The organism is Vibrio sp. M260121, from assembly GCF_036533715.1.
In the GTDB taxonomy this organism is placed as follows: domain Bacteria; phylum Pseudomonadota; class Gammaproteobacteria; order Enterobacterales; family Vibrionaceae; genus Vibrio.
The window spans coordinates 52,162-73,071 of sequence record NZ_JATABF010000009.1; the positions used below are offsets into that span (position 1 = coordinate 52,162).

The 20,910-nt window shown below is 45.9% G+C and carries 18 protein-coding genes and 1 other annotated feature; of the genes, 5 read left to right on the top strand and 13 right to left on the bottom strand.

Features of this window, described 5'->3' with window-relative positions; all coding sequences use genetic code 11:
• Window positions 1-165: 165 nt before the first annotated feature.
• The 3 genes from recJ to xerD all read right to left on the bottom strand — a co-directional run bounded on the left by recJ (window position 166) and on the right by xerD (window position 3,719).
• On the bottom strand, window positions 166-1,905 hold the full coding sequence (recJ, locus tag QTO06_RS07570; protein WP_331407332.1) for a single-stranded-DNA-specific exonuclease RecJ: 1,740 nt from the start codon (window positions 1,903-1,905) through the stop codon (window positions 166-168).
• 46 nt (window positions 1,906-1,951) lie between these two features.
• Window positions 1,952-2,740, bottom strand: coding sequence for a bifunctional protein-disulfide isomerase/oxidoreductase DsbC (dsbC, locus tag QTO06_RS07575; RefSeq protein ID WP_038888982.1), 789 nt, complete (start codon window positions 2,738-2,740; stop codon window positions 1,952-1,954).
• Between the two features lie 61 nt (window positions 2,741-2,801).
• Entirely contained in the window at window positions 2,802-3,719 is a 918-nt protein-coding gene (xerD, locus tag QTO06_RS07580; protein WP_078607831.1) for a site-specific tyrosine recombinase XerD, read from the bottom strand.
• A gap of 158 nt (window positions 3,720-3,877) precedes the next feature.
• Between xerD and fldB the strand changes: the two genes are divergently transcribed.
• Complete coding sequence (gene fldB, locus QTO06_RS07585; RefSeq protein ID WP_331407333.1) at window positions 3,878-4,396, top strand: flavodoxin FldB; 519 nt, start codon at window positions 3,878-3,880, stop codon at window positions 4,394-4,396.
• Between the two features lie 81 nt (window positions 4,397-4,477).
• Here fldB and brnQ read toward each other — a convergent pair whose 3' ends face one another.
• Window positions 4,478-5,791: a branched-chain amino acid transport system II carrier protein gene (brnQ, locus tag QTO06_RS07590; RefSeq protein WP_331407334.1), complete on the bottom strand. Its 1,314-nt coding sequence runs from the start codon at window positions 5,789-5,791 to the stop codon at window positions 4,478-4,480.
• A gap of 329 nt (window positions 5,792-6,120) precedes the next feature.
• Here brnQ and QTO06_RS07595 point away from each other — a divergent pair, with 329 nt between their 5' ends.
• Together QTO06_RS07595 and srmB are read left to right on the top strand one after the other, a co-directional pair.
• The gene (locus tag QTO06_RS07595; RefSeq protein WP_331407335.1) at window positions 6,121-6,840 is read left to right on the top strand and encodes a tRNA1(Val) (adenine(37)-N6)-methyltransferase; all 720 of its coding nucleotides are present in this window, start codon (window positions 6,121-6,123) and stop codon (window positions 6,838-6,840) included.
• A gap of 107 nt (window positions 6,841-6,947) precedes the next feature.
• Window positions 6,948-8,171, top strand: a complete 1,224-nt coding sequence (srmB, locus tag QTO06_RS07600; RefSeq protein ID WP_331407336.1) for an ATP-dependent RNA helicase SrmB — start codon at window positions 6,948-6,950, stop codon at window positions 8,169-8,171.
• Between the two features lie 100 nt (window positions 8,172-8,271).
• On the opposite strand, the gene yaaA is transcribed toward srmB, so the two are convergent.
• Window positions 8,272-9,048: a peroxide stress protein YaaA gene (gene yaaA, locus QTO06_RS07605; RefSeq protein ID WP_331407337.1), complete on the bottom strand. Its 777-nt coding sequence runs from the start codon at window positions 9,046-9,048 to the stop codon at window positions 8,272-8,274.
• 110 nt (window positions 9,049-9,158) lie between these two features.
• On the bottom strand, window positions 9,159-10,595 hold the full coding sequence (locus QTO06_RS07610; protein WP_038889001.1) for an alanine/glycine:cation symporter family protein: 1,437 nt from the start codon (window positions 10,593-10,595) through the stop codon (window positions 9,159-9,161).
• A 722-nt stretch (window positions 10,596-11,317) separates the two neighbouring features.
• On the opposite strand from QTO06_RS07610, the gene QTO06_RS07615 reads away from it, so the two are divergent.
• A complete protein-coding gene (locus QTO06_RS07615) occupies window positions 11,318-11,503 on the top strand; it encodes a DUF3545 family protein (protein ID WP_005426455.1) in 186 nt (61 codons plus the stop codon).
• A gap of 230 nt (window positions 11,504-11,733) precedes the next feature.
• Here the strand turns inward: QTO06_RS07615 and QTO06_RS07620 are convergent, their stop codons facing one another.
• The 3 genes from QTO06_RS07620 to nfo form a co-directional block, all read right to left on the bottom strand.
• Window positions 11,734-12,285 (bottom strand): hemerythrin domain-containing protein, encoded by a 552-nt coding sequence (locus QTO06_RS07620; RefSeq protein WP_043882983.1) that lies wholly within the window; start codon window positions 12,283-12,285, stop codon window positions 11,734-11,736.
• 144 nt (window positions 12,286-12,429) lie between these two features.
• Window positions 12,430-13,110 (bottom strand): uracil-DNA glycosylase, encoded by a 681-nt coding sequence (ung, locus tag QTO06_RS07625; protein ID WP_012127020.1) that lies wholly within the window; start codon window positions 13,108-13,110, stop codon window positions 12,430-12,432.
• A 398-nt stretch (window positions 13,111-13,508) separates the two neighbouring features.
• The gene (gene nfo, locus QTO06_RS07630; protein WP_331407338.1) at window positions 13,509-14,396 is read right to left on the bottom strand and encodes a deoxyribonuclease IV; all 888 of its coding nucleotides are present in this window, start codon (window positions 14,394-14,396) and stop codon (window positions 13,509-13,511) included.
• Between the two features lie 326 nt (window positions 14,397-14,722).
• Here nfo and grcA point away from each other — a divergent pair, with 326 nt between their 5' ends.
• The gene (grcA, locus tag QTO06_RS07635; RefSeq protein WP_005426458.1) at window positions 14,723-15,100 is read left to right on the top strand and encodes an autonomous glycyl radical cofactor GrcA; all 378 of its coding nucleotides are present in this window, start codon (window positions 14,723-14,725) and stop codon (window positions 15,098-15,100) included.
• Between the two features lie 111 nt (window positions 15,101-15,211).
• Here the strand turns inward: grcA and QTO06_RS07640 are convergent, their stop codons facing one another.
• The 4 genes from QTO06_RS07640 to thrA form a co-directional block, all read right to left on the bottom strand.
• A complete protein-coding gene (locus QTO06_RS07640; protein WP_331407339.1) occupies window positions 15,212-15,871 on the bottom strand; it encodes an NADPH-dependent FMN reductase in 660 nt (219 codons plus the stop codon).
• Window positions 15,872-16,010: 139 nt separating this feature from the next.
• Window positions 16,011-17,291, bottom strand: a complete 1,281-nt coding sequence (thrC, locus tag QTO06_RS07645; protein WP_009702444.1) for a threonine synthase — start codon at window positions 17,289-17,291, stop codon at window positions 16,011-16,013.
• Entirely contained in the window at window positions 17,288-18,244 is a 957-nt protein-coding gene (gene thrB / locus QTO06_RS07650) for a homoserine kinase (protein WP_005447861.1), read from the bottom strand. The genes thrC and thrB overlap by 4 nt, the downstream gene beginning before the upstream one ends.
• A 20-nt stretch (window positions 18,245-18,264) precedes the next feature.
• Window positions 18,265-20,724, bottom strand: coding sequence for a bifunctional aspartate kinase/homoserine dehydrogenase I (gene thrA, locus QTO06_RS07655; RefSeq protein WP_331407340.1), 2,460 nt, complete (start codon window positions 20,722-20,724; stop codon window positions 18,265-18,267).
• A gap of 53 nt (window positions 20,725-20,777) precedes the next feature.
• Window positions 20,778-20,894: a sequence feature (Thr leader region), on the bottom strand.
• Between the last annotated feature and the right edge of the window lie 16 nt (window positions 20,895-20,910).

Genomic DNA, 20,910 nt, shown 5'->3' on the forward strand with positions numbered 1-20,910 from the left:
AACATTTTAGAATAGAATTTAACCGAGAAATTCTACTCAAAAATGTGACGGAGATACAGGAAAATTTCGGGTGGGAAATCAGATTGCAATTAGAGAGAGCACGGTCATAAAATTTTTGCCCCACAAAAAGGCGACCGTACTCTATAAGAAGTGACTTTCTCGGTATTACTTGGCTTCGATGAGGTCAATCATTAGTTGCAATGATTGGTTGCCACGAAATTCATTCACATCCAACTTATACGCTAGGCGTACTGTTTTGACCGATGCATCTGGCCAACGACGCAAATCAACGTTAAACGCAATCCCATCAATCATCACATTGGTTGGATGGCCTTTGTAAAGCGGTTCTAACATCAGCTTAAGGTGCTTCTCACCCACCAGCTTTTGGTGCAATACTTTAAATTCGCCATCAAAGATAGGTTCTGGGAACGCTTGACCAAAAGGACCACCAGAGCGCAATTGCTCCGCAACGTGCATTGAAAACTCTTCAGGCTTAAGCTCACCGTCAGACATGATCACGCCTTTTAGCGCTGCTTCATCCAACTCTTTCTTCACGACGTCATCGAACAAACGGCTGAAACGCTCAAAGTCTTGCTCTTTGATGGTTAAACCTGCCGCCATTGCGTGACCACCAAATTTGATGATCAAACCTGGGTTTTGCGTATCGATAAAGTCCAACGCGTCACGCATGTGTAAGCCAGGAATCGAACGACAAGAACCTTTGATCGTCCCTTCTCCACCATCAGCAAAAGCAATAACAGGACGGTGGAACTTCTCTTTGATGCGTGAAGCCAGAATACCAATCACACCTTGGTGCCAATCGCGTTGGAATAAAGCTAAGCCGTAAGGCAGTTCACTATTTTCACCAAACTGAAGACGCTCACAAAAAGCCATCGCCTCTTGCTTCATGCCTTCTTCAATCTCTTTACGAGTTTGGTTCAAACCGTCCAACTCACTCGCCATGCGACGCGCGGCATGGATGTTATTAGACATCAGCAGCTCGACACCGAATGACATGTCATCCAAGCGACCTGCGGCGTTAATGCGTGGTCCCAGAGCAAAACCAAAATCAGACGCGACCAAACGACGTGCATCGCGCTTCGCGACTTCAATCAAGGCTTGAATGCCCGGACGCGCTTTACCCGCACGAATCCGCTGCAAGCCTTGGTGTACGAGAATTCGGTTGTTCTCATCCAGCGGCACAACATCAGCGACAGTGCCAAGTGCCACTAAGTCAATCAGTTCCATCAACTTAGGCTCTTGCATGCCTTGCTGCACGAACCAGTTCTGTTTACGCATGTACACACACAGCGCCATCATCAGATAGAAAGCCACGCCTACCCCAGCCAATGCTTTCGATGGGAAAGCACAGCTGTCTAGGTTTGGGTTCACCATCGCATCCACATCCGGAAGCACTTGCCCCGGTAAGTGGTGGTCAGTCACCAGCACCGTAATGCCGTTTTCTTTAGCATAACGGACACCCTCAATCGACGAGACCCCGTTATCCACCGTCATGATCATTTCTGCGCCAAGCTCTAAAGCTTGATCAACCACTTCCGGGCTCAGTCCATAGCCATCTTCGAAACGGTTCGGCACCAAGTAATCCACGTTATTACTGCCCAGCATACGTAAGGCAAGCACCGACAAAGCAGAGCTGGTTGCACCATCGGCATCAAAGTCGCCTACGACAATAATGCGCTTTTGCTCATTAATGGCTTGGAACAGCAGTTCAACCGCTTGGTCAATGCCACCCAACTGTTGGTACGAATGCAAACCGCGTGCAGAGGTTTCTAGTTGAGCCACATCCGTGATGCCACGGTTAATGTATATGCGCTTTAGAATGGCAGGAATGGAATCAGGAAGAAGAGAAAGATCCGGTTCGGGACGTCGTTGAATTTCTATCATGTTTGAAAAGAGCCAGCGAGTACTGCTGGCTCTGCTCCTTAAAGGATTATTGTTGCTCTAAACGTTTTAGCAGATCTGCTGGCGGAAGGTAACCACCTACTAGCTCACCGTTTGGTAGGAAGATCGCAGGTGTACCAGAAATACCAAGCTCACGACCTAGGTTGTAATGCGCTTGGATAGTCTCTTTACACTGCTTAAGATCTTTCGCTGGGTTATCAAATGTACGTTCCACTTTTGCGTTGTGCATAGCGGATTGAGGATCCTCTGCACACCAAATAGTTGCCATCTGCTCAGCGACTGGGCCTGTTGCGCCTTGACGAGGGTACGCCATGTAACGAACAGTAATGCCTAAGTCGTTGTAACCTTGCATTTGGCTATGCAGACGCACACAGTAACCACATGTGATATCCGTAAATACCGTCACCACATATTTCTCGTTGTCCGCTTTATATTCGATCACACTGTCAGAGAACTTCGCGATTTTTGCTGCATTCAATGGTGCTTGACGTTCAGCAACGACGTCTTTGTAGCCGCCGTTATCATCGATGGCGTAAAGCGTACCGGCAATAAAGTGATTACCATCGTTTGATGCGAACAGCACACCACCATTGGTTTGAATTTCTAATAAACCAGCAACGTCTGATGGTTGGATATCAAGAATAGATACCCCCAACTTAGAGAACTTGGCTTTTAGTGCAGCCTCATCAAAATTCTGTTTTGCCGCTGGTGCGACTTGTTGTGCAGGAGTTTCCGTTTTTGCCTGACTTTCTTCAGCACCACAAGCGGTAACGAAAAACGGTAAAGTCAGCAGAGTTAGTCGGCGTAATACGCTCATTAAATTCACCTTAAAATTAAATCCTTTCATCCAATGAGACAATGGATGAACCAAACCATCATTATGCTCTTGGGTGGTGTTGACTGTGGATTTGTTTCAATCGCTCAGTCGCCACGTGAGTATAAATTTGCGTGGTCGATAAGTCACTATGCCCCAACAGCATCTGTACGACCCTGAGATCTGCGCCATAGTTCAATAAGTGTGTTGCAAAAGCATGGCGAAGTACGTGTGGCGACAACTGGTCAGTATCAATACCCGCTATCACAGCATAGTACTTGATACGGTGCCAAAACGTTTGGCGAGTCATCTGCCTAGCACGTTTACTCGGGAAAACCACATCAGACGTAGTCTCCCCCAATAAAGCAGACCGACCTTGTTGGATAAAAGTTTCAATCCAATCGACCGCGTTCTCTCCCATTGGGACAAGGCGTTCTTTACCACCTTTACCCGTCACGCGCACTACCCCTTGGCGCAAACTGACGTTTTCCATTGTCAAGCTGACTAGCTCTGTCACACGCAGACCTGTCGCGTAAAGTAATTCAAGCATGGCTTTATCACGCAGTTCGACTGGATCGTTTGGGTCTGGTGCATCGAGCAGTGCGTCCACTTGTTCTTCACTGATGTCTTTAGGTAGGCGCTGTGGCAACTTTGGGCTTACCAGCAATGCACTCGGATCATCCGCGCGTACTTTTTCGCGGTGAATGTATTGGAACAAACGGCGAATCGCCGACAGCATACGCGCTCGGGATGTCTGCTTGTAATCTAAATCGACTAGGTAGCTTTGGTACTCTTGCAAGCCAGACAGGCTGATGAAATCAAGTCGGTAGCTGTGTTGCTCCATCCACGTGAGCAGTTTCATTAAATCATTTCGGTAGGAAGCTAACGTGTTCTCCGATAGACCACGCTCCATCCACATCGCATCTAAGAATTGCTCAACAAGACCAAAATCTTGTTGATTGACAGGCTGTTGTGCTGTCATGAACGCTTCCTTATCTGTTTATATTTACAGTATTGAGAGTAAGGCAAGTGCCCAACCAATACCATAAAAAAATCATCTCCCTCGGGATATTCGCTGCAATCTTCCCCGTTTTATGGTTAGAATCTGCCACAACAGCAACACAAAAAACGACGAATATAATGAAAATCGGACTCTTTTACGGCTCAACAACCTGCTACACAGAAATGGCAGCAGAGAAAATTCGCAATCTCATTGGTGAAGACCTTGTCGACATTCACAACGTGAAAGAGACACCGCTGTCACTGATGGCAGACTACGATTTACTGCTGATTGGTATCTCAACTTGGGACTTCGGTGAAATCCAAGAAGACTGGAGTGCAATCTGGGAAGATATTGCAACCACACCTCTTAAAGGCAAAGTCGTTGCATTATTCGGTTTGGGTGACCAAGAAGGCTATGGCGAGTGGTACCTTGATGCGATGGGCCTACTGCATGATGAGCTCAAAGCAACAGGCGCGCAGTTTATCGGTTACTGGCCAAACGAAGGCTATGAGTTCGAAGCATCAAAAGCACTAACAGAAGATGGCAGCCAATTTGTAGGCTTAGCACTGGATGAAGATTCTCAGTACGAACTCAGTGATGAACGCATCGAGAAATGGTGTGAGCAAGTATTGGTGGAGTTTCACGACACACTATAGGCCAGCACTCGCTAAACAACAGACAAACAAAAAGCCCGGTGAATCGCTTCACCGGGCTTTTTTAATCTTGCGAGTCAGCAATTATGCCGCTTCTTCAGTCAACTCAGGTTGTGAAGATTTAGCAACAAAGAACATGCAAACAATCGCTGCAAACGTTGGTAGAACCCAACCCATGCCCACTTCGAATAGTGGCAGCATGTCGAATGCAGATACGTCTAGACCTGCTACTTTCGCAGCATCAATCAATGCAAACAGTAGAGATACTAGTAGTACAGAGCGGTATGCCACACGTGGGTTTGGCAGCTTGCTGCGAACAAACGTTAGCGCAACCAATGCAACCGCTACAGGGTAAAGTGCAAATAGCACTGGCACTGATAGAGAGATCAGTTGAGCTAGACCAACGTTAGCAATTAGAGCACAAGCAGCACCGTTGATAATAACCCACTGCTTGTATGTCAGTTTCGTCTTAGAGCTGAAGAAATCTGAACATGCAGAGATAAGGCCGATAGCCGTCGTCAAACATGCAAGCAATACGATGATTGAAAGTACGATCTGACCGTAAGGGCCAAATAGCGCTTGAACGTACTGACTTAGTACTGCACCACCGTTGTCTGCACCTGCTGCGATAGTTGCACTCGTCGCACCTAGGTAGAACAATGAGATGTAAACGAACGCAAGACCTGCTGCTGCAATACAACCTGCGCAGATTAGGTATTTTGTCGTTGCTGCATGCTCAGTGATGCCTTTGCTACGAAGTGCGTCTACCATTAGCATACCGAACATCAACGATGCGAACGTATCCATGGTGTTGTAGCCTTCAAGGAAGCCTTTGGTCAGCGGCTGAGTTAGGTACTCACCGTGTGCACCCATCATCTCGCCTTGCGGGTCAACGAATACCGCAATTGCTAGAACGATAAGGCCAAGGAAAAGTACAGGCGTTAGCACTTTACCAATCAAGTCAATCAAACGACCTTGGAACCAAGCGAAAGTCATTGCTACCGCGAAGAACAAGATTGAGAATGACGTCAGATGCGCTTGAGAGGCATCTAGGAAGAATGGTTTCACTGCCATCTCGTAAGCAACAAGGCCAGTACGAGGCGCAGCAAATGCAGGACCGATGATGATGAAGATCAACGCCGCCATCAGCACTGCTGCTTTCTTAGGAAGATCTTGAGTCAAGTGATCCCAAGAGCCGCCTGCTACAGCAATAGCAACGATAGTAATAAGAGGTAGACCTACCGCTGTTAGCAAGAAACCGAACATTGCTGGCATCAGATGATCTCCCGCTAGCTGACCCGCTAGTGGTGGGAAAATGATGTTGCCGGCACCCAAAAAGAACGCAAATAGCATAAAGCCTACTGCGATAATATCTGTTAGTTTTAACGTCTGCTTCACAGATAACCCTTTTTCTGAATTAATGAATGTTGTGTATGCATCGACCACTTTTTGTATACCCAAATAAAATGAGTACCTGTGGTTCAATCTATAAATTTTCCGCCGCATAATGACGAAAGACCCATCATTTGGCAACCTTTAAGAAAAAAACACCATATTAATTTAGTTCGCCAACTTAAAAGCAGTGAATATCACTACTCTAGGTTTTATGACCAGTTCTTTGTCTCGATCAATTGAGAATACAATTTAATAACCAACAAGATAACAATCTACACAATTAAGAAACAATAGAGCATTTCTCTCTATTATTGAGTAAATATAAAACAATCATGAAGAGCGAAAGAATTCAGACTAAAGGCTTCAAGTTCAAGCAATTTTCCATTCACGGTGGCGAAAGTGGCATGCCTGTCAGTACCGATGGTGTGATGCTTGGTGCTTGGGCAAATTGCACACCACAGAATAAAATTTTGGACGTCGGCACGGGTACAGGTTTGCTGGCCTTAATGTGCGCGCAGCGATTTCCTTCAGCACAAATCACCGCCCTTGATATTGAAATCACAGCGATCGAAGCGGCAAAACAAAACTTCGCTCAATCACCATGGTCAGACAGACTCAGCCTTCACCACAGCGATGTATTGCAGTTTGAACCTGAGCATCGTTTTGAACGCATTATCTGTAACCCACCCTACTTCAACAATGGTGAGCAATCGAAACAAAGCCAGCGCGCAACCGCCAGGCACACAGATACCTTGCAGCACAGTGCATTACTCAACCGATGTCATGAACTGCTGACTGAGGAAGGGACAGCCAATTTCGTCCTGCCGATTACCGAAGGCGAGCAATTTATTACTATGGCGCTGCAACAGGGGTGGCACTTGTCACGTCTGTGCCGCGTGCAACCATCACAGAAAAAGCCCGTGCATCGTTTACTGTTTGAATTAGCCAAACAAGCTTGTGATACTCAAGAAACGCATTTGATCATCCATTCGAACGAGGGCTACAGCGACGACTTTATCCAGCTAACTCGCGAATTTTACCTTAAGATGTGAAATAACATGTGATCCTTGTCACCAATCACTTTATAATGTGCGACCTTTTTATATTCTATGCTGCTGTGGCGAACCATTAACCAAGCTTTGCTTGTGGAGAACTCATTGTGATCAGAACCTTTGCTGAACTTGATCTAGACCAAAACCTACTTGAAGCCATTGATGAGATGGGCTATGAACGCCCAACTAAAATTCAGGCAGAAGCGATTCCACAAGCGTTAGATGGTCGTGACATTCTAGCGTCAGCACCAACTGGTACGGGTAAAACGGCAGCGTTCGTCCTGCCAGCACTGCAATACCTGCAAGATTTCCCACGTCGTAAACCTGGGCCTGCTCGTATTCTGATCCTAACGCCAACTCGTGAGCTTGCGATGCAGGTAGCGGATCAAGCCCGTGCACTAGCGAAAAACACCAAGCTAAACATCTTCACCATCACAGGTGGCGTTCAATACCAAGAACACGCAGACATCCTAGCAACCACACAAGACATCGTAGTAGCAACACCAGGTCGTCTACGTGAATACATCGACGCAGAACGTTTTGACTGTCGTGCGATTGAATGGCTAATCCTTGATGAAGCAGACCGCATGCTAGACATGGGCTTTGCGCCAACCGTTGACCGCTTGTCTAACGAATGTCGCTGGCGTAAACAAACCCTTCTGTTCTCAGCAACACTAGAAGGCAAAGGCGTAGAAGGTTTCACAGCAGACCTACTGAACGAGCCAGCAGAGATCGACGCGAAGTCCCCACTACGTGAGCGTAAGAAGATTGCACAGTGGTACCACCGTGCTGATGACGCTGAGCACAAACTTGCCCTGCTAAAACACATCATCACAGAGCAAGCAGAACGCACTATCGTGTTCTTGAAGACTCGTGAGCGTTTAGCAGAGCTACGTGCTCAACTAGAAAGCGCACAGATTCCATGTTCTTGGATTCAAGGCGAAATGCCTCAAGATCGTCGTAACAACGCCATTGCTCGTTTCCGTGAAGGCACTGTAAACGTGCTACTAGCGACAGACGTAGCGGCACGCGGTATCGACCTTCCTGACGTATCACACGTAATCAACTACGATATGCCACGTACGGCAGACGTATACCTTCACCGCATTGGTCGTACGGCCCGTGCAGGTAAGAAAGGTAACGCGATTTCTATCGTAGAAGCACACGACCAACCAATGATGGATCGCGTAGCACGTTACGTGAAAGAAGACATCAAAGAGCGCTTCGTGAAAGAGATGCGTCCTAAACACAAGAAACCAGTGTTTAAGAAGAAAAAGAAAAAAGACGACAAGAAGAAAGTAGCGAAAAAGAAAACCACTAAGAAGAAATAATCGTACGAATTAATTTCTCATAACAAAAGCAAAAGGGTTGGCAATGCCAACCCTTTTTCATTTCTGTTGATTGAAGCTAACAGCAAAAATCGCTCTTAAATTATTTTTGCTCTTCGCGTTTAAAGACTAAGTCTGTTGGTGTCGACTCTTCTTCAACGAAGTAGTAACCCGCAACATCAAACTTAGTGAGGTCAGCAACGCTTTCGATACGGTTTTCGATGATGTAGCGAGCCATCATGCCGCGCGCTTTCTTCGCGTAAAAGCTGATCACCTTGTATTGACCATTCTTACAATCTTTGAAGATTGGTGTGATCACTTGTGCATCCAAGTTCTTTGGCTTCACCGCTTTGAAGTATTCGTTCGATGCTAGGTTGATCAGTACGTTGTCGCCTTGCGCAGCAATCGCTTCATTCAGCTTATCGGTAATGACATTGCCCCAGAACTGGTAAAGGTTAGTGCCCTTTTCGTTCGCTAGCTTAGTGCCCATCTCAAGACGGTATGGCTGCATCAAATCAAGCGGCTTAAGCAGACCGTAAAGGCCAGACAGCATTCGTAGATGATCTTGCGCGTAATCGAAATCTGCATCTGAAAGAGTTTCCGCTTCAAGACCAGTGTACACATCACCTTTAAACGCAAGAATCGCTTGGCGCGCGTTATCGGTAGTGAAGGTTTCACTCCACTCTTGGAAACGACCAACGTTCAAATCAGCGATTTTGTCGCTCACTTTCATCAGTGATGAAACATCGGCAGGTGTTAATTTACGGCATACCTCGATCAGCTCTTTTGAATAGCTAACCAAGTCTGGTTGAGTAAACTTCTCGGTTGCAAGTGGAGACTCGTAATCAAGCGTTTTAGCTGGAGAAACGACGATAAGCATGACTTTAACTTCCCTAATTTTGTTTTCCATTAGGGTACAAAAAAAGCCATGCATTGTCTGCATGGCTTTTTGAATCGTGTTGATAGCTTTCAACGATGATTGGACATGACTTAGCTATCTTTCTTGTTGTTGTCCCAGATACCTTCCTCTAGCTGAGATTTCAGCTCAGGGAAATCATTCGGATCAAACGTTGGTACTTTGCCTTCGCTTAGCTGACGGTTGTAGTCTTTCGCCAACTTAATCACGATGCCTGATAGCAAGATAATCGCCACCAAGTTCACAATCGCCATCAGACCCATAGAAACATCGGCCAATGACCAAACCACTGGTAGAGAAGCCAGCGCACCAAACATAACCATACCTAGTACAACGATACGGAAGATACCTAGACCCGCTTTGTGGTTGTGCTCTAGGAAGATTAAGTTCGTTTCTGCGTACGAGTAGTTTGCAATGATAGAAGTAAACGCGAAGAAGAAGATTGCTACAGCAACAAAGATGCCGCCCCAATCGCCGACTTGCGAGCTCAATGCGCGCTGAGTTAGCTCGATACCTGTCACTTCCGTTGCTTGGCCTACATATTCACCTGACATCAGGATGATAGCCACAGTCGCCGAACAGATAACAATAGTATCCATGAACACGCCTAGCATCTGAACATAACCTTGAGATGCTGGGTGTGGTGGGTAAGGCGTTGCTGATGCCGCCGCGTTTGGCGCAGAACCCATACCCGCTTCGTTCGAGAATAGGCCGCGTTTGATACCGTTGATCATCGCCTGTGCGATGGCGTAACCAAGACCACCAGCCGCTGCTTCTTGCAGACCAAATGCGCTCTTGAAGATAAGCATCAGTACGTCAGGAAGTTTGTCTAGGTTAGAGAACATAACGAACAGTGCTAGCACTAGGTAAGCAAGTGCCATCACAGGAACAATCAGCTCTGCTACTTTCGCAATACGCTTGATACCGCCAAAGATAACCACTGCTGATAGCGCAACAACTGCGATACCAACGTAAAGATCATCCCAACCAAATGCAGTGCTCATTGCGTTTGCAATTGAGTTTGCTTGAACGGCGTTGAATACCAAACCAAAAGCGATGATTAGGAAAACCGAGAACAGCACGCCCATCCAGCGCATGCCCAAACCTTTTTCCATGTAGTAAGCAGGACCACCACGGTAGTTGCCATCATCATCTTTGGTTTTGTATAGCTGCGCTAGCGTACTTTCTGCAAACGACGTCGCCATACCAAGCATTGCAATCAACCACATCCAGAAGATTGCACCAGGGCCACCCGCAGTCAATGCAACTGCAACACCCGCCATGTTACCGGTACCTACACGTGCAGCAAGACTAGTACAAAGCGCTTGGAAAGAAGAAATACCAGCTTTGTCTGCTTTACGGCTGTTCTTAAGAACAGAGAACATGTGACCGAAGTGACGGAATTGGATGAAACCCAATCGAACGGTGAAGTAGATTCCTACACCAACAAGAAGATAAACCAGAATCGAACCCCAAAGGAGATCGTTCATCAAATTGATTAAGTCTGTCATGTGTACCTCAAAGTGAGTTGCGCCGGTCTTTGCTTCCGAGCCATCCACCAGATTGCCTGCTAAGTGTCAAAGTGTGCTTAGCTTTTTGAGTAATGTTTATTGTGCAATCTAGAATCGTAAATGTCGCTTCATGCATCCATTTTACGTACCAGCGTATTTTTTGACGGGCGGATAATGCAGCCTCGAAAGGCAAAAATCAATATGCAACAAGTAAAATAAGCTTGTTATTTTTCACTATAAAGTCACCAAAAGTTAACATAAAAGGAAAACTTAACGCTCACAAACAGCAACATCTTGTTTATCAAAATTCAACATAACTAGCCCCCTCAAACTTAACAAAACGACGTATCGTTTATTTTTAATGAGGCTAGCAATCACAAGGTATCCGACAAATATTTCCTGTGTCGGTTTGTTACCATTGGATACATTTTAATCAAAGCGATGCTATGCAACCTTAGTATTCAAAAATTGAGTGAAATAAGCCCTTCGAATTAACATACCAAATCTCTTCATTTAATCGTTTTCGTGAGATCGTTCGCTTATTTTTTGTTCATTTTAAATGCATGCAAAATGTGATTCTGTGAGTATTTTTGCACGAAAATGTCATGTTACCGACACAAATGCGAAATATATCATGGTTATCCTCACGGCTATTGTGGTACTTAAAAAACTCCACAAGGACTGGATATAACAGTTTAGATAGAAAAAGGTAAAGGTGGCTTATGGAAGGCTTTCAACTCGATGACCTATTTGGTCTGGATACTACCTCAACAACCAAATCTCGTTCGAAACCAGTGAAGCGTAAGTGGCGAGAAATTGAAGAAATGAACGACAGACGCACTTTACTCAAGGAACTGCGTGAACTCGATGTCTGCAACGACATCACTCTGGATGACATCAAACTATAATTTGTACAAAAGGCACCTCGAAGGTGCCTTTTGTCTTTTATGGATAGCGAAAAAATGGGAGGATTTTGAATCTGACTATATTGGCATAACACCAATTCTTACCTGTTGAGAATTTCACTCAGTTTTTACTCATAGCATTAGCTAAACAATTTCCCAGAGATTCCCACTGGATAAGAAAATGACGAAACAAACTCTGCCTACGCAATCGTTTACTTCGCCATTTTTATGATTTAGACAAACTCAGCGTCACTCTGACGTACTCGATCGGCGAGCTGCTTGTAGCGATCGGCAATCGTATTGCCAAATACTGGGTCGTCTTCATTCTCATGCCATAAACTTTCAACGTATTGCCAATCTTCAGAAGTAAAGAGCTCTTCAATTAGAGGTAAGATTTGGCGCTCTTCTAACTCAAGGTGGCGTTTTTGGGTCACAATGAAATCTTCTAACTGTGCAATAAACATGTCTTGTGGGACAACTGCATCCTGAAGGATCATCTCTATTAACATCGAAAACGCTTTAGTTTTCTCCGCTAACTCTTGATGCTCAAGCTCTAAGTTTTCCATGGTCTTTTGCTGACCGTAGTGTTCCAGAAAATAGTGGTAGAGAATGTCTTCTTTAGGGTGGTGAATCTTTTCCGAATGGTTAGAGAGGTAATCCACAATTTCACTCACCAACGCATAGTTGATAGCGTGCTCTTGTTTAATCTCATTCAATTTGTGGCGAAGTATCGCCAACAGACGGACCATATAGCCGTGTTCGCGTCGAATTCTTTCGATCATCATAGCGTCTCTCCTTAACACCTACTTTTAATAAGTGTATATGAGAAAGCCAATACCTGACTCGACGGTGTTCAAAAAAACAGCGATCGTAGTGTCACGATCGCTGTACTATTTTTTCTTTCTTTATATTAAGAGGAAAAGTGGGCTTTATACCGTCATTGGCAAATGCCAATTGATCACTTCTTTCCCTTGCTGAACAAGAATCTGGTTTGCTTGTGAGAATGGCTTACTGCCAAAGAATCCTCGGTGAGCAGATAATGGTGACGGGTGCGGAGCCGTTAACACGTGATGTTTATTACGGTCGATAAAACGCCCTTTTTTCTGCGCGTGTGACCCCCATAACAAGAACACCACACCTTCTTGATGCTGGTTAATTGCTTCAATAACGCGGTCAGTAAACGTTTCCCAGCCAGTTTTCGAATGCGAGTGTGCTTTACCCTGCTCTACCGTCAATACAGTATTCAGTAGCAACACCCCTTGCTCTGCCCAACTTTGCAAAAAGCCATGCTGAGGAATTTGGAAACCTTCAATGTCCTGTGCCAGCTCTTTGTACATGTTCACCAAAGACGGCGGGGTTTTGATGCCTGGTAATACAGAGAAGCACAAACCATGTGCTTGGTTAGGGCCGTGGTAAGGGTCTTGTCCTAGAATCACAACCTTTACGTCATTGAACTCGGTAAAACGAAACGCGTTAAACACGTCTTTGGCTGGCGGATAGATAGCTTTGCCCGCCGCTCGCTCTGCTTCAACAAAATTCAAAGTGTCGACAAAGTAGCTCTGCTGTTTTTCTTCGCCGATTACATCGTGCCAAGTGGGTAACTGATTCATGGAAGGTTCCTATCCTAAAGTTTCCCTCTATTCTAACGAGCGAAACCAAAACAAACAAAAACTTACCACCAGCTTGAGACGGCTTCTCAAAAACGGATACGCGAACTGTCTGCGTTGACCGGTGCGACACCTAATACAGCCTGAGATAACTAGAACTAGTACCGCTAATTGCGCTGCGGCGTTCGATAGTGCCCCTGCCCTGATATATGGCGATTTGGGGTTGGTAAACGTAATACTCGTCGAGTGTGTGTCACTGGGCTCAAAGAAACTGGTCGAGACATGCTGTCATCCTCCTAACTAGCTTCGCCTAAATACCACTCTGGATTCAGGCATTTAAAACAAGCGCGAATGGCTCATGTATCTAGCTAAGAAAGAAGGATGCCAACTTCGCTGTTTCGTTACGAATTAGCGATCTCTTCGATATGGAATTTGCGCAAAGTATTGATTTCTTGCTGCCAAATATCGGGATCAATTGTCTCTAAAATCAGAGGTATACCATCAAAGCGCGGATCTTTAGCGATGTACTCAAAACAACTCCAACCGATCTCGCCTTTACCTAATGAATGATGGCGGTCAACCTTGCTAGCGAATTCAACTTTTGAATCATTTAGATGCATTGCTCTTAAATAGTGCATCCCAACAATACGATCGAATTCAGCAAAGGTATGCTCACAATCCTCTTTAGTACGCAGATCGTAGCCGGCGGTAAACGTGTGGCAAGTATCGAGACATACGCCAACACGCTCTTTGTTTTCCACTTGATCGATGATTTCAGCAAGGTGCTCAAACTTCCAACCTAAGTTAGTGCCCTGACCAGCTGTGTTCTCAATCACAGCGATCACATTGGGCACCGCTTTGTGCGCAAGATTGATCGACTCGGCGATCGTCGCTAAGCACTCTTGTTCCGACACTTTCTTTAGATGACTGCCAGGATGGAAATTCAGCAGCGTTAACCCAAGTTGATTACAACGCTCCATCTCATCAATAAATGCCGCGCGGGATTTATTCAGCTTTTCTTCTTCCGGCGCCCCCAAGTTAATCAGATAAGAGTCATGGGGAAGAATGTGTTCGGCGCCGAAGCCAAGCATTTTGCAGTTTGCTTTGAATGCACTAATGGTTTTTTCTTCGAGTGGTTTAGCAACCCATTGACGCTGGTTCTTAGTAAACAGAGCAAACGCATTCGCACCAATCTCACGAGCACGAAGAGGCGCTTGATCGACTCCTCCAGCCGCGGACACGTGAGCACCAATAAATTTGTTTCCAAACTTGTTTTTCATGTTTGTCATTTAATCACTTTAGACTTTCAGGATGACTACCTAAATACAGGCAGTTGCGTTACCAAGGTTAATTTTTGAGCTCGTTTTGTAGTAAATTTACAACAAAATTAACTTTTAAATATTTTTTATATTATCAAATAAATTGTAAATAGTATGTTTTCAAACGTTTTATTGATTTAACTCAAGAAAATCACCTTCAAAAAATTAAGGTTTTTGGTTGTTTTTTGACTTAAATCAATATTAAAATAATGGATATTGGCTATATAATACTTAGCTCGACAAAAATTCGAAAATTAACACCAATAATCACCACGTAAGTGGTCTAGGAGATAGTGATGATCCAAGGTATCCAAATTACTAAAGCAGCTAACGACGAACTACTAAACTCAATCTGGCTACTAGATAGCGAGAAGAACGAAGCGCGTTGTGTTGCTGCAGCATCAACTTACGAAGCAGACCAAGTTATCGCAATCAGCGACCTAGGTGACTACGAAAGCCGCGAAGTAGCAATCGAAACAGCTCCTCGCATCGAAGGTGGTCAACACCTAAACGTGAACGTTCTTAAACGTGAAACTCTAGAAGATGCAGTTGCACACCCAGAGAACTACCCACAGCTAACTATCCGTGTTTCTGGTTACGCAGTACGTTTCAACTCGCTAACTCCAGAACAGCAACGTGACGTAATCGCTCGTACTTTTACTGAGTCTCTATAATCTCTCAGTAAACTAGTTTGCTAGAATTTAAAAAGCTTGGTCAGCAATGACCAAGCTTTTTTTGTTTCTGGATCCTTCGAAACCCTTCCGATAGTAAAAAGCAACTCGCCTTCAAGGTGCATTTCTTTGCGAAGGATCTTTCTGAAACGCTTGTGCCAACGAGGTTGGATCAAGCCTATCTCTTTGCAGTGACGCCCCTTCTGCCCACCAAATCAGTTGATGCAGGGTGCGATTCATATAACTGTCCCACTGCGCCTGCTCCGACTCATTCGCAGCCACACCGTGCTCATCAAATACCTCTTGTGCTTTCGGAATGTGGATCATTGCCGACACAGGCAAGCACCCCAACTCGGATAAGAAAGTACGCATCGACACTGCAGCACGAGCACCACCCCATTGCCCGGCAGAGTAGGTCACGATAGCACTTGGCTTATAGGAAAACAGCGAACTGCCAAAGTGATTAAGCATGTTTGCCAAAGCTGGGCTCATCGAATGGTTGTATTCCGGACTAACCATCACATACCCATCGGCCTGTTTGATTTTGTCTGCCAACTCACTTAGGTGCTGCGGCACTTTAGAGCGGTGATAAGCAAACTCGGGCTTAAACACATCGCCAAAGTCATAGTTTAATGGGTCGATGATTTCGACAGTATGTTGCGAATGCTGACTCACGATGAGTTTTTCACACGCTAAACTGACTCGCCTCCCTAAACGGGCTGGTCGTGGTGGTGTGCTGTCTCTCACTGAGCCAAGAAAAATCAAAAAATGCATGCTTCTCTTTCCATCTCATTCGGTTAAGTTCGTTTCTCAAGCATAAAGAGAGTTAAAACTTATCGGCAATAAAAAAGGTGAATGATTACTCATCCACCTCTCGCTATTTCTGTTTTGGTGCTTGCTGTGCTTTTGAAGCTTACTGCACGCGGCGCAGTACTTGTTTCAATGCGTCAAAGTCTGCGTCGAGATCTTCTGATAACAGTTCCATCGCAGCGTGCTTCGCTAGCGGTGCAGGAAGGTCAATGTCAGATTGCAGAATGTCATCCACCACTTCTTTGAACTTCGCAGGGTGTGCAGTACATAGGAACAGACCGGTCTCACCATCTTGCAGTTGCTCTTCAAGAACACGGTAAGCAATCGCACCGTGCGGTTCACACAGGTAACCTAAAGCATGTAAGTCTTTCACTGACTGAGCGCTTTGCTCATCAGATACAGCACCTTTTCCTAGCGTCTCCAAGCCCCACTCTTTCACACGACACAACTCTTCGATACGAGGCCAGTTGTTTGGTTGACTCACGTCCATCGCGTTCGATGTCGTTGCAACCGTTGGTTTTGGCTCCCACTTACCCGTTTGTAGGTAACGCGGTACCGTGTCATTAGCATTCGTTGCAGCGATGAAGCGCTTAATAGGCAGACCCAGTGCTTTTGCCAGTAGGCCAGCAGTTAGGTTACCGAAGTTACCGCTTGGTACTGATACCACTAGGTTTTCACGCTCTTGTTTGCTCATTTGCGCGGCAGCTTCAAAGTAGTAACAGATTTGTGCCATCAAGCGGCTGATGTTGATTGAGTTTGCAGAGTTAAGACCGATCTCTTCACGCAGTGCAGAATCATCAAAAGCTTGCTTAACCAGAGCTTGACACGCATCGAAGTCTCCATCGATCGCGACAGTATGGATGTTCTTACCAAGCGTACAGAATAGCTTCTCTTGCAATGGGCTGATTTTGCCTTTCGGGTACAGAATCACAACGTTGATGTCTTCCATACCGTAGAAAGCGTGCGCAACGGCTGCGCCAGTATCGCCAGAAGTTGCCGTCAGAATGGTAATCTTGCCGCCGTCCGAAACCGCAGCAAGAGATTGCGCCATAAAGCGACCACCAAAGTCTTTAAACGCAAGCGTTGGACCATGGAACAGCTCCAGTGCGTAAACACCGTCTTTTACTTGGTTAATAGGCGCAGGGAATTGGAATGCAGCATCAACCAATGCGTTAACCTGCTCTTCCGCCAACTCATCGCCAATCAGTGCTGATAGGATTTTCGTGCTACGAGAGACAAAGTCTTCTGCCAGCAGCGCATCGACGTCTTCAAACTTTGGTAATTCCGATGGGAAAAATAGACCTTGGTTACGGCCTAGTCCTTGGCGAACGGCTTGGCCAAAGGAAACTTGTTCATCATTTTCTTTTATATTGTAAAGCTTCATAGCTCACTTCCTGTTACTTTCGAACCCTGTTTATCTAGACGACAAACGTGGACGAATCCTTCTTCGTTTTGTACGTAGTTCTGTTCTAACCAGCGAGCAACTCGCTCAGCGACATCTTTCTCTTTGCAAATACTGAACAGTGTCGGACCACTGCCAGAAATACCGGTTGCCAATGCACCCGCAGACGCTGCGTATTGACGTGCATTCGCAAAGCCTGGAAGCAGTTTCTCACGATACGGTTCTGCGATCACGTCTTTGATCATTTTTGCAGCAAGTTCTGGCTGACCAGAATGACACGCATGAATAAAGCCCGCAAGGTGACGACCATGCGCAATGATATCTTGTCGGCGGTATTGAGATGGTAGGATCTCACGCGCTTCTGCTGTTGATACTTTGATACCCGGATACGCCATCACCCAGAACCAATCGTCAAAGCAAGGCACTTCTTGGCTAATGATACCTAGCTCTTCAAGCATCAATTGCACACCGCCAAGGTAACACGGCGCGACGTTATCGTAGTGAATACCACCAGAGATCTTGCCTTCCATTTCTCCCATCAGCGCCAGTAACTCTGTCTCGTTAAGCGGCTGACCATGGAATCGGTTTAATGCATCTAATGCAGCAACAATAGAACATGCACTTGAGCCTAATCCTGAGCCGATTGGCATGTTCTTTTCTAGCGTCATTTCAAGTGGCTTTAGCTCAACACCTTTTTTGTCTAGCTCACGAGCAAACACCACCCAACAGTCGTAAACGATGTTCTCTTTCGGCTCGGTTGGCAGCTTCTCAACAAAATCACCCGCCGTCTTTAGGCTGAACGGCTCAGCCCCAGACTTAACCAATACTCGGTCACCCAATAGTGTGCCATCGACTGGAGACACCGCCGCCCCCAGAACGTCGAAACCTACGCTTACATTACCAATTGATGCTGGGGCATAAACCACTACATCCATATCACTTGAACTCATTGTCGTTATACCCCTAGCTTCCAACCTAAAGTACGCATCACATCCGAGAATACGCCAGCAGCCGTGACCTCAGTACCTGCACCGTAACCACGCAGTACTAGTGGAATTGGTTGGTAGTAGCGGCTGTAGAAAGCCAGTGCGTTTTCACCATCTTTGATCTTAAACATCGGATCGTTTTCATCGACCGCTGCAATGCTTACTGTGCATTTACCATCGACAATTTCACCCACGTAGCGCAGTACTTTGCCTTCTTCTGCCGCTTTAGCTGACAGCTCTTTAAAGTAGGCGTCTGCTTCTGGTAAGCGCTCCATAAACTCTTCAACACTGCCTGAGTCGTCAAAACCTGGTGGCAGAGCTTGGTCAACCACAACGTCTTCTAGTTCTAGCGACATGCCAGCTTCACGAGCAAGGATCAGAAGCTTACGCGCCACATCCATACCCGATAGATCGTCACGAGGATCCGGTTCCGTAAAGCCGTTTTGTTTCGCGATGTTTGTCGCTTCACTCAGGCTCATACCTTCATCTAACTTACCGAAGATGTATGACAGAGAACCAGAAAGAATGCCGCTGAAGCGCTCTAGCTCATCACCCGCTGAGATTAGGTTTTGTAGGTTTTCGATTACTGGTAGACCTGCGCCTACGGTTGTTTCGTACATCAGCTTACGACGAGAGCTGCGTGCTACATCGCGAAGTTGATGGTAGTAAGCCATGCTTGCTGTGTTTGCTTTCTTGTTTGGTGTTACGACGTGGAAGCCTGCTGCTAGGAAGTCAGCGTATTGATTTGCAATGCTCTCACTTGAAGTACAGTCAACTAACACTGGGTTAATGATGTGATTACGTTGCACCAGTGAAATCAGGCGCGCTAGGCTGAATTCTTCAGTTGAAGCCGACATACGGTCACGCCAATGCTCTAGAGGCAGACCTTCACTATCAAGCAGAAGACCTTTGCTGTTTGCCAATCCACACACGCGGATCACGATGCCTTTCTCTGCAAGCTTCGCTTGTTGACGCTCGATCTGATCCACCAGCTCACCACCAACGCCACCAATACCAACCACGAAGACGTCTAGGAAGTGCTTAGAGTTGAATAGGTTCTCGTGACACGCTTTGATTGCTTCAGAGATTTTGTCTTCAGGAATCACAGCTGAGATAGCACGCTCAGATGAGCCTTGGGCAATAGCAACAATGTTTACGTTCACTTCAGCAAGAGATGAGAAGAAGCGAGATGCAACACCGCGTGAAGTACGCATACCATCACCAACCAAAGTGACGATAGACACATCATCAATAAACTCAACTGGCTCAAGCAGACCGTCTTTTAATTCAAGTTCAAACGCATCTGCCAATACTTGCTGTGCTTTTGCTTTGTCTTGCGCTTCGATACAGAAGCTGATGCTGTACTCAGAAGAAGATTGAGTGATCAGAACGATAGACACACCTGCTGATGACATTGCACCAAATACTCGGCTTGCCATGCCAACCATACCCTTCATACCAGGGCCAGACACGTTAACCATCGTTAGGTCGTTCAGCGTCGTGATGCCTTTGATAGCGAGGTTATCTTCGCCGGTGTCTTGACCAATCAACGTACCCGCACCTTGTGGGTTAAAGCTGTTTTTGATCAGACATGGGATATGAAATTGTGCAATTGGTGCGATGGTTTTCGGGTGCAGAACAGAAGCACCGAAGTAAGAAAGCTCCATCGCTTCTTGGTAGCTCAGTGATTTAAGCAGGCGAGCATCTTCTACTAAGCGAGGGTCACAGTTGTATACGCCATCAACGTCTGTCCAGATCTCACAGCAATCTGCGCGCAGACACGCCGCAAGAACCGCTGCTGAGTAGTCTGAACCATTACGGCCTAGTGTAACTAATTCACCTTTCTCGTTACCGGCGGTAAAACCAGGCATGATATTTACGTGACCTTGAGGAAGAGGGTTCTGGCGGAAGTTCTGAGTCGACACTTCAACATCGACCATGGCTTCTAGGTGATCGCCTTTTGCGTATAGATACTCGACTGGGTCGATAAGATGCGCAGGTTGGCCTTTAGCTTCAAGCACTGCCTTCATCAGCTGAATCGAAACGCGCTCGCCTTTACTAATGATGCGTGCATTGACGTTGTTTGGGCACATGCCAAGAAGATTGATGCCATGAACGAACTGGCGAAGTTGAGAAAGTGAGGTTTTAACTTGGTTATCGAAAGCTGCACCATCGATGTTTGGTAATACAGCTTGGATATCTGCAAACAGAGCTTTGAAAGAAGCTTCCAGCTCATTGATTTGCAGTTCAGCTTCACCATTGCGAAGCGCACCTTCAATCACCGCTACCAGCTTGTTAGTTGTTTTGCCAGGTGCAGAAAGTACCACTGCGACTTCTTCTTGTTGTGCGTTGTTGGCGATGATATCCGCCGCTCTCAAAAAGCGATCTGCATCTGCTAATGATGAGCCGCCAAACTTTAATACTCGCATCCCTTCCTCCGATGTATCTTCTTAAATCTGTCTAAATTCTGTATAAAAAAGCATAAAAAAAGGCCTGTATCTTGTTGGATACAGGCCTTCTTTGTGAATTTCTTTCGCTCAGCAGCCTGCCCCAACATTGGTCGTGTTGGTAATAATAATGGTTGTGGTCATTACTACTTGGCTGTGAGATGTCAT

What these genes read in the sequence shown, in the direction of transcription:
- recJ (WP_331407332.1), bottom strand. Translation starts at nt 1,905, where the DNA reads ATGATAGAAATTCAACGACGTCCCGAACCGGATCTTTCTCTTCTTCCT.
- dsbC (WP_038888982.1), bottom strand. Translation starts at nt 2,740, where the DNA reads ATGAGCGTATTACGCCGACTAACTCTGCTGACTTTACCGTTTTTCGTT.
- xerD (WP_078607831.1), bottom strand. Translation starts at nt 3,719, where the DNA reads ATGACAGCACAACAGCCTGTCAATCAACAAGATTTTGGTCTTGTTGAG.
- fldB (WP_331407333.1), top strand. Translation starts at nt 3,878, where the DNA reads ATGAAAATCGGACTCTTTTACGGCTCAACAACCTGCTACACAGAAATG.
- QTO06_RS07595 (WP_331407335.1), top strand. Translation starts at nt 6,121, where the DNA reads ATGAAGAGCGAAAGAATTCAGACTAAAGGCTTCAAGTTCAAGCAATTT.
- yaaA (WP_331407337.1), bottom strand. Translation starts at nt 9,048, where the DNA reads ATGCTTATCGTCGTTTCTCCAGCTAAAACGCTTGATTACGAGTCTCCA.
- QTO06_RS07610 (WP_038889001.1), bottom strand. Translation starts at nt 10,595, where the DNA reads ATGACAGACTTAATCAATTTGATGAACGATCTCCTTTGGGGTTCGATT.
- QTO06_RS07615 (WP_005426455.1), top strand. Translation starts at nt 11,318, where the DNA reads ATGGAAGGCTTTCAACTCGATGACCTATTTGGTCTGGATACTACCTCA.
- QTO06_RS07620 (WP_043882983.1), bottom strand. Translation starts at nt 12,285, where the DNA reads ATGATGATCGAAAGAATTCGACGCGAACACGGCTATATGGTCCGTCTG.
- ung (WP_012127020.1), bottom strand. Translation starts at nt 13,110, where the DNA reads ATGAATCAGTTACCCACTTGGCACGATGTAATCGGCGAAGAAAAACAG.
- nfo (WP_331407338.1), bottom strand. Translation starts at nt 14,396, where the DNA reads ATGACAAACATGAAAAACAAGTTTGGAAACAAATTTATTGGTGCTCAC.
- grcA (WP_005426458.1), top strand. Translation starts at nt 14,723, where the DNA reads ATGATCCAAGGTATCCAAATTACTAAAGCAGCTAACGACGAACTACTA.
- QTO06_RS07640 (WP_331407339.1), bottom strand. Translation starts at nt 15,871, where the DNA reads ATGCATTTTTTGATTTTTCTTGGCTCAGTGAGAGACAGCACACCACCA.
- thrC (WP_009702444.1), bottom strand. Translation starts at nt 17,291, where the DNA reads ATGAAGCTTTACAATATAAAAGAAAATGATGAACAAGTTTCCTTTGGC.
- thrB (WP_005447861.1), bottom strand. Translation starts at nt 18,244, where the DNA reads ATGGATGTAGTGGTTTATGCCCCAGCATCAATTGGTAATGTAAGCGTA.
- thrA (WP_331407340.1), bottom strand. Translation starts at nt 20,724, where the DNA reads ATGCGAGTATTAAAGTTTGGCGGCTCATCATTAGCAGATGCAGATCGC.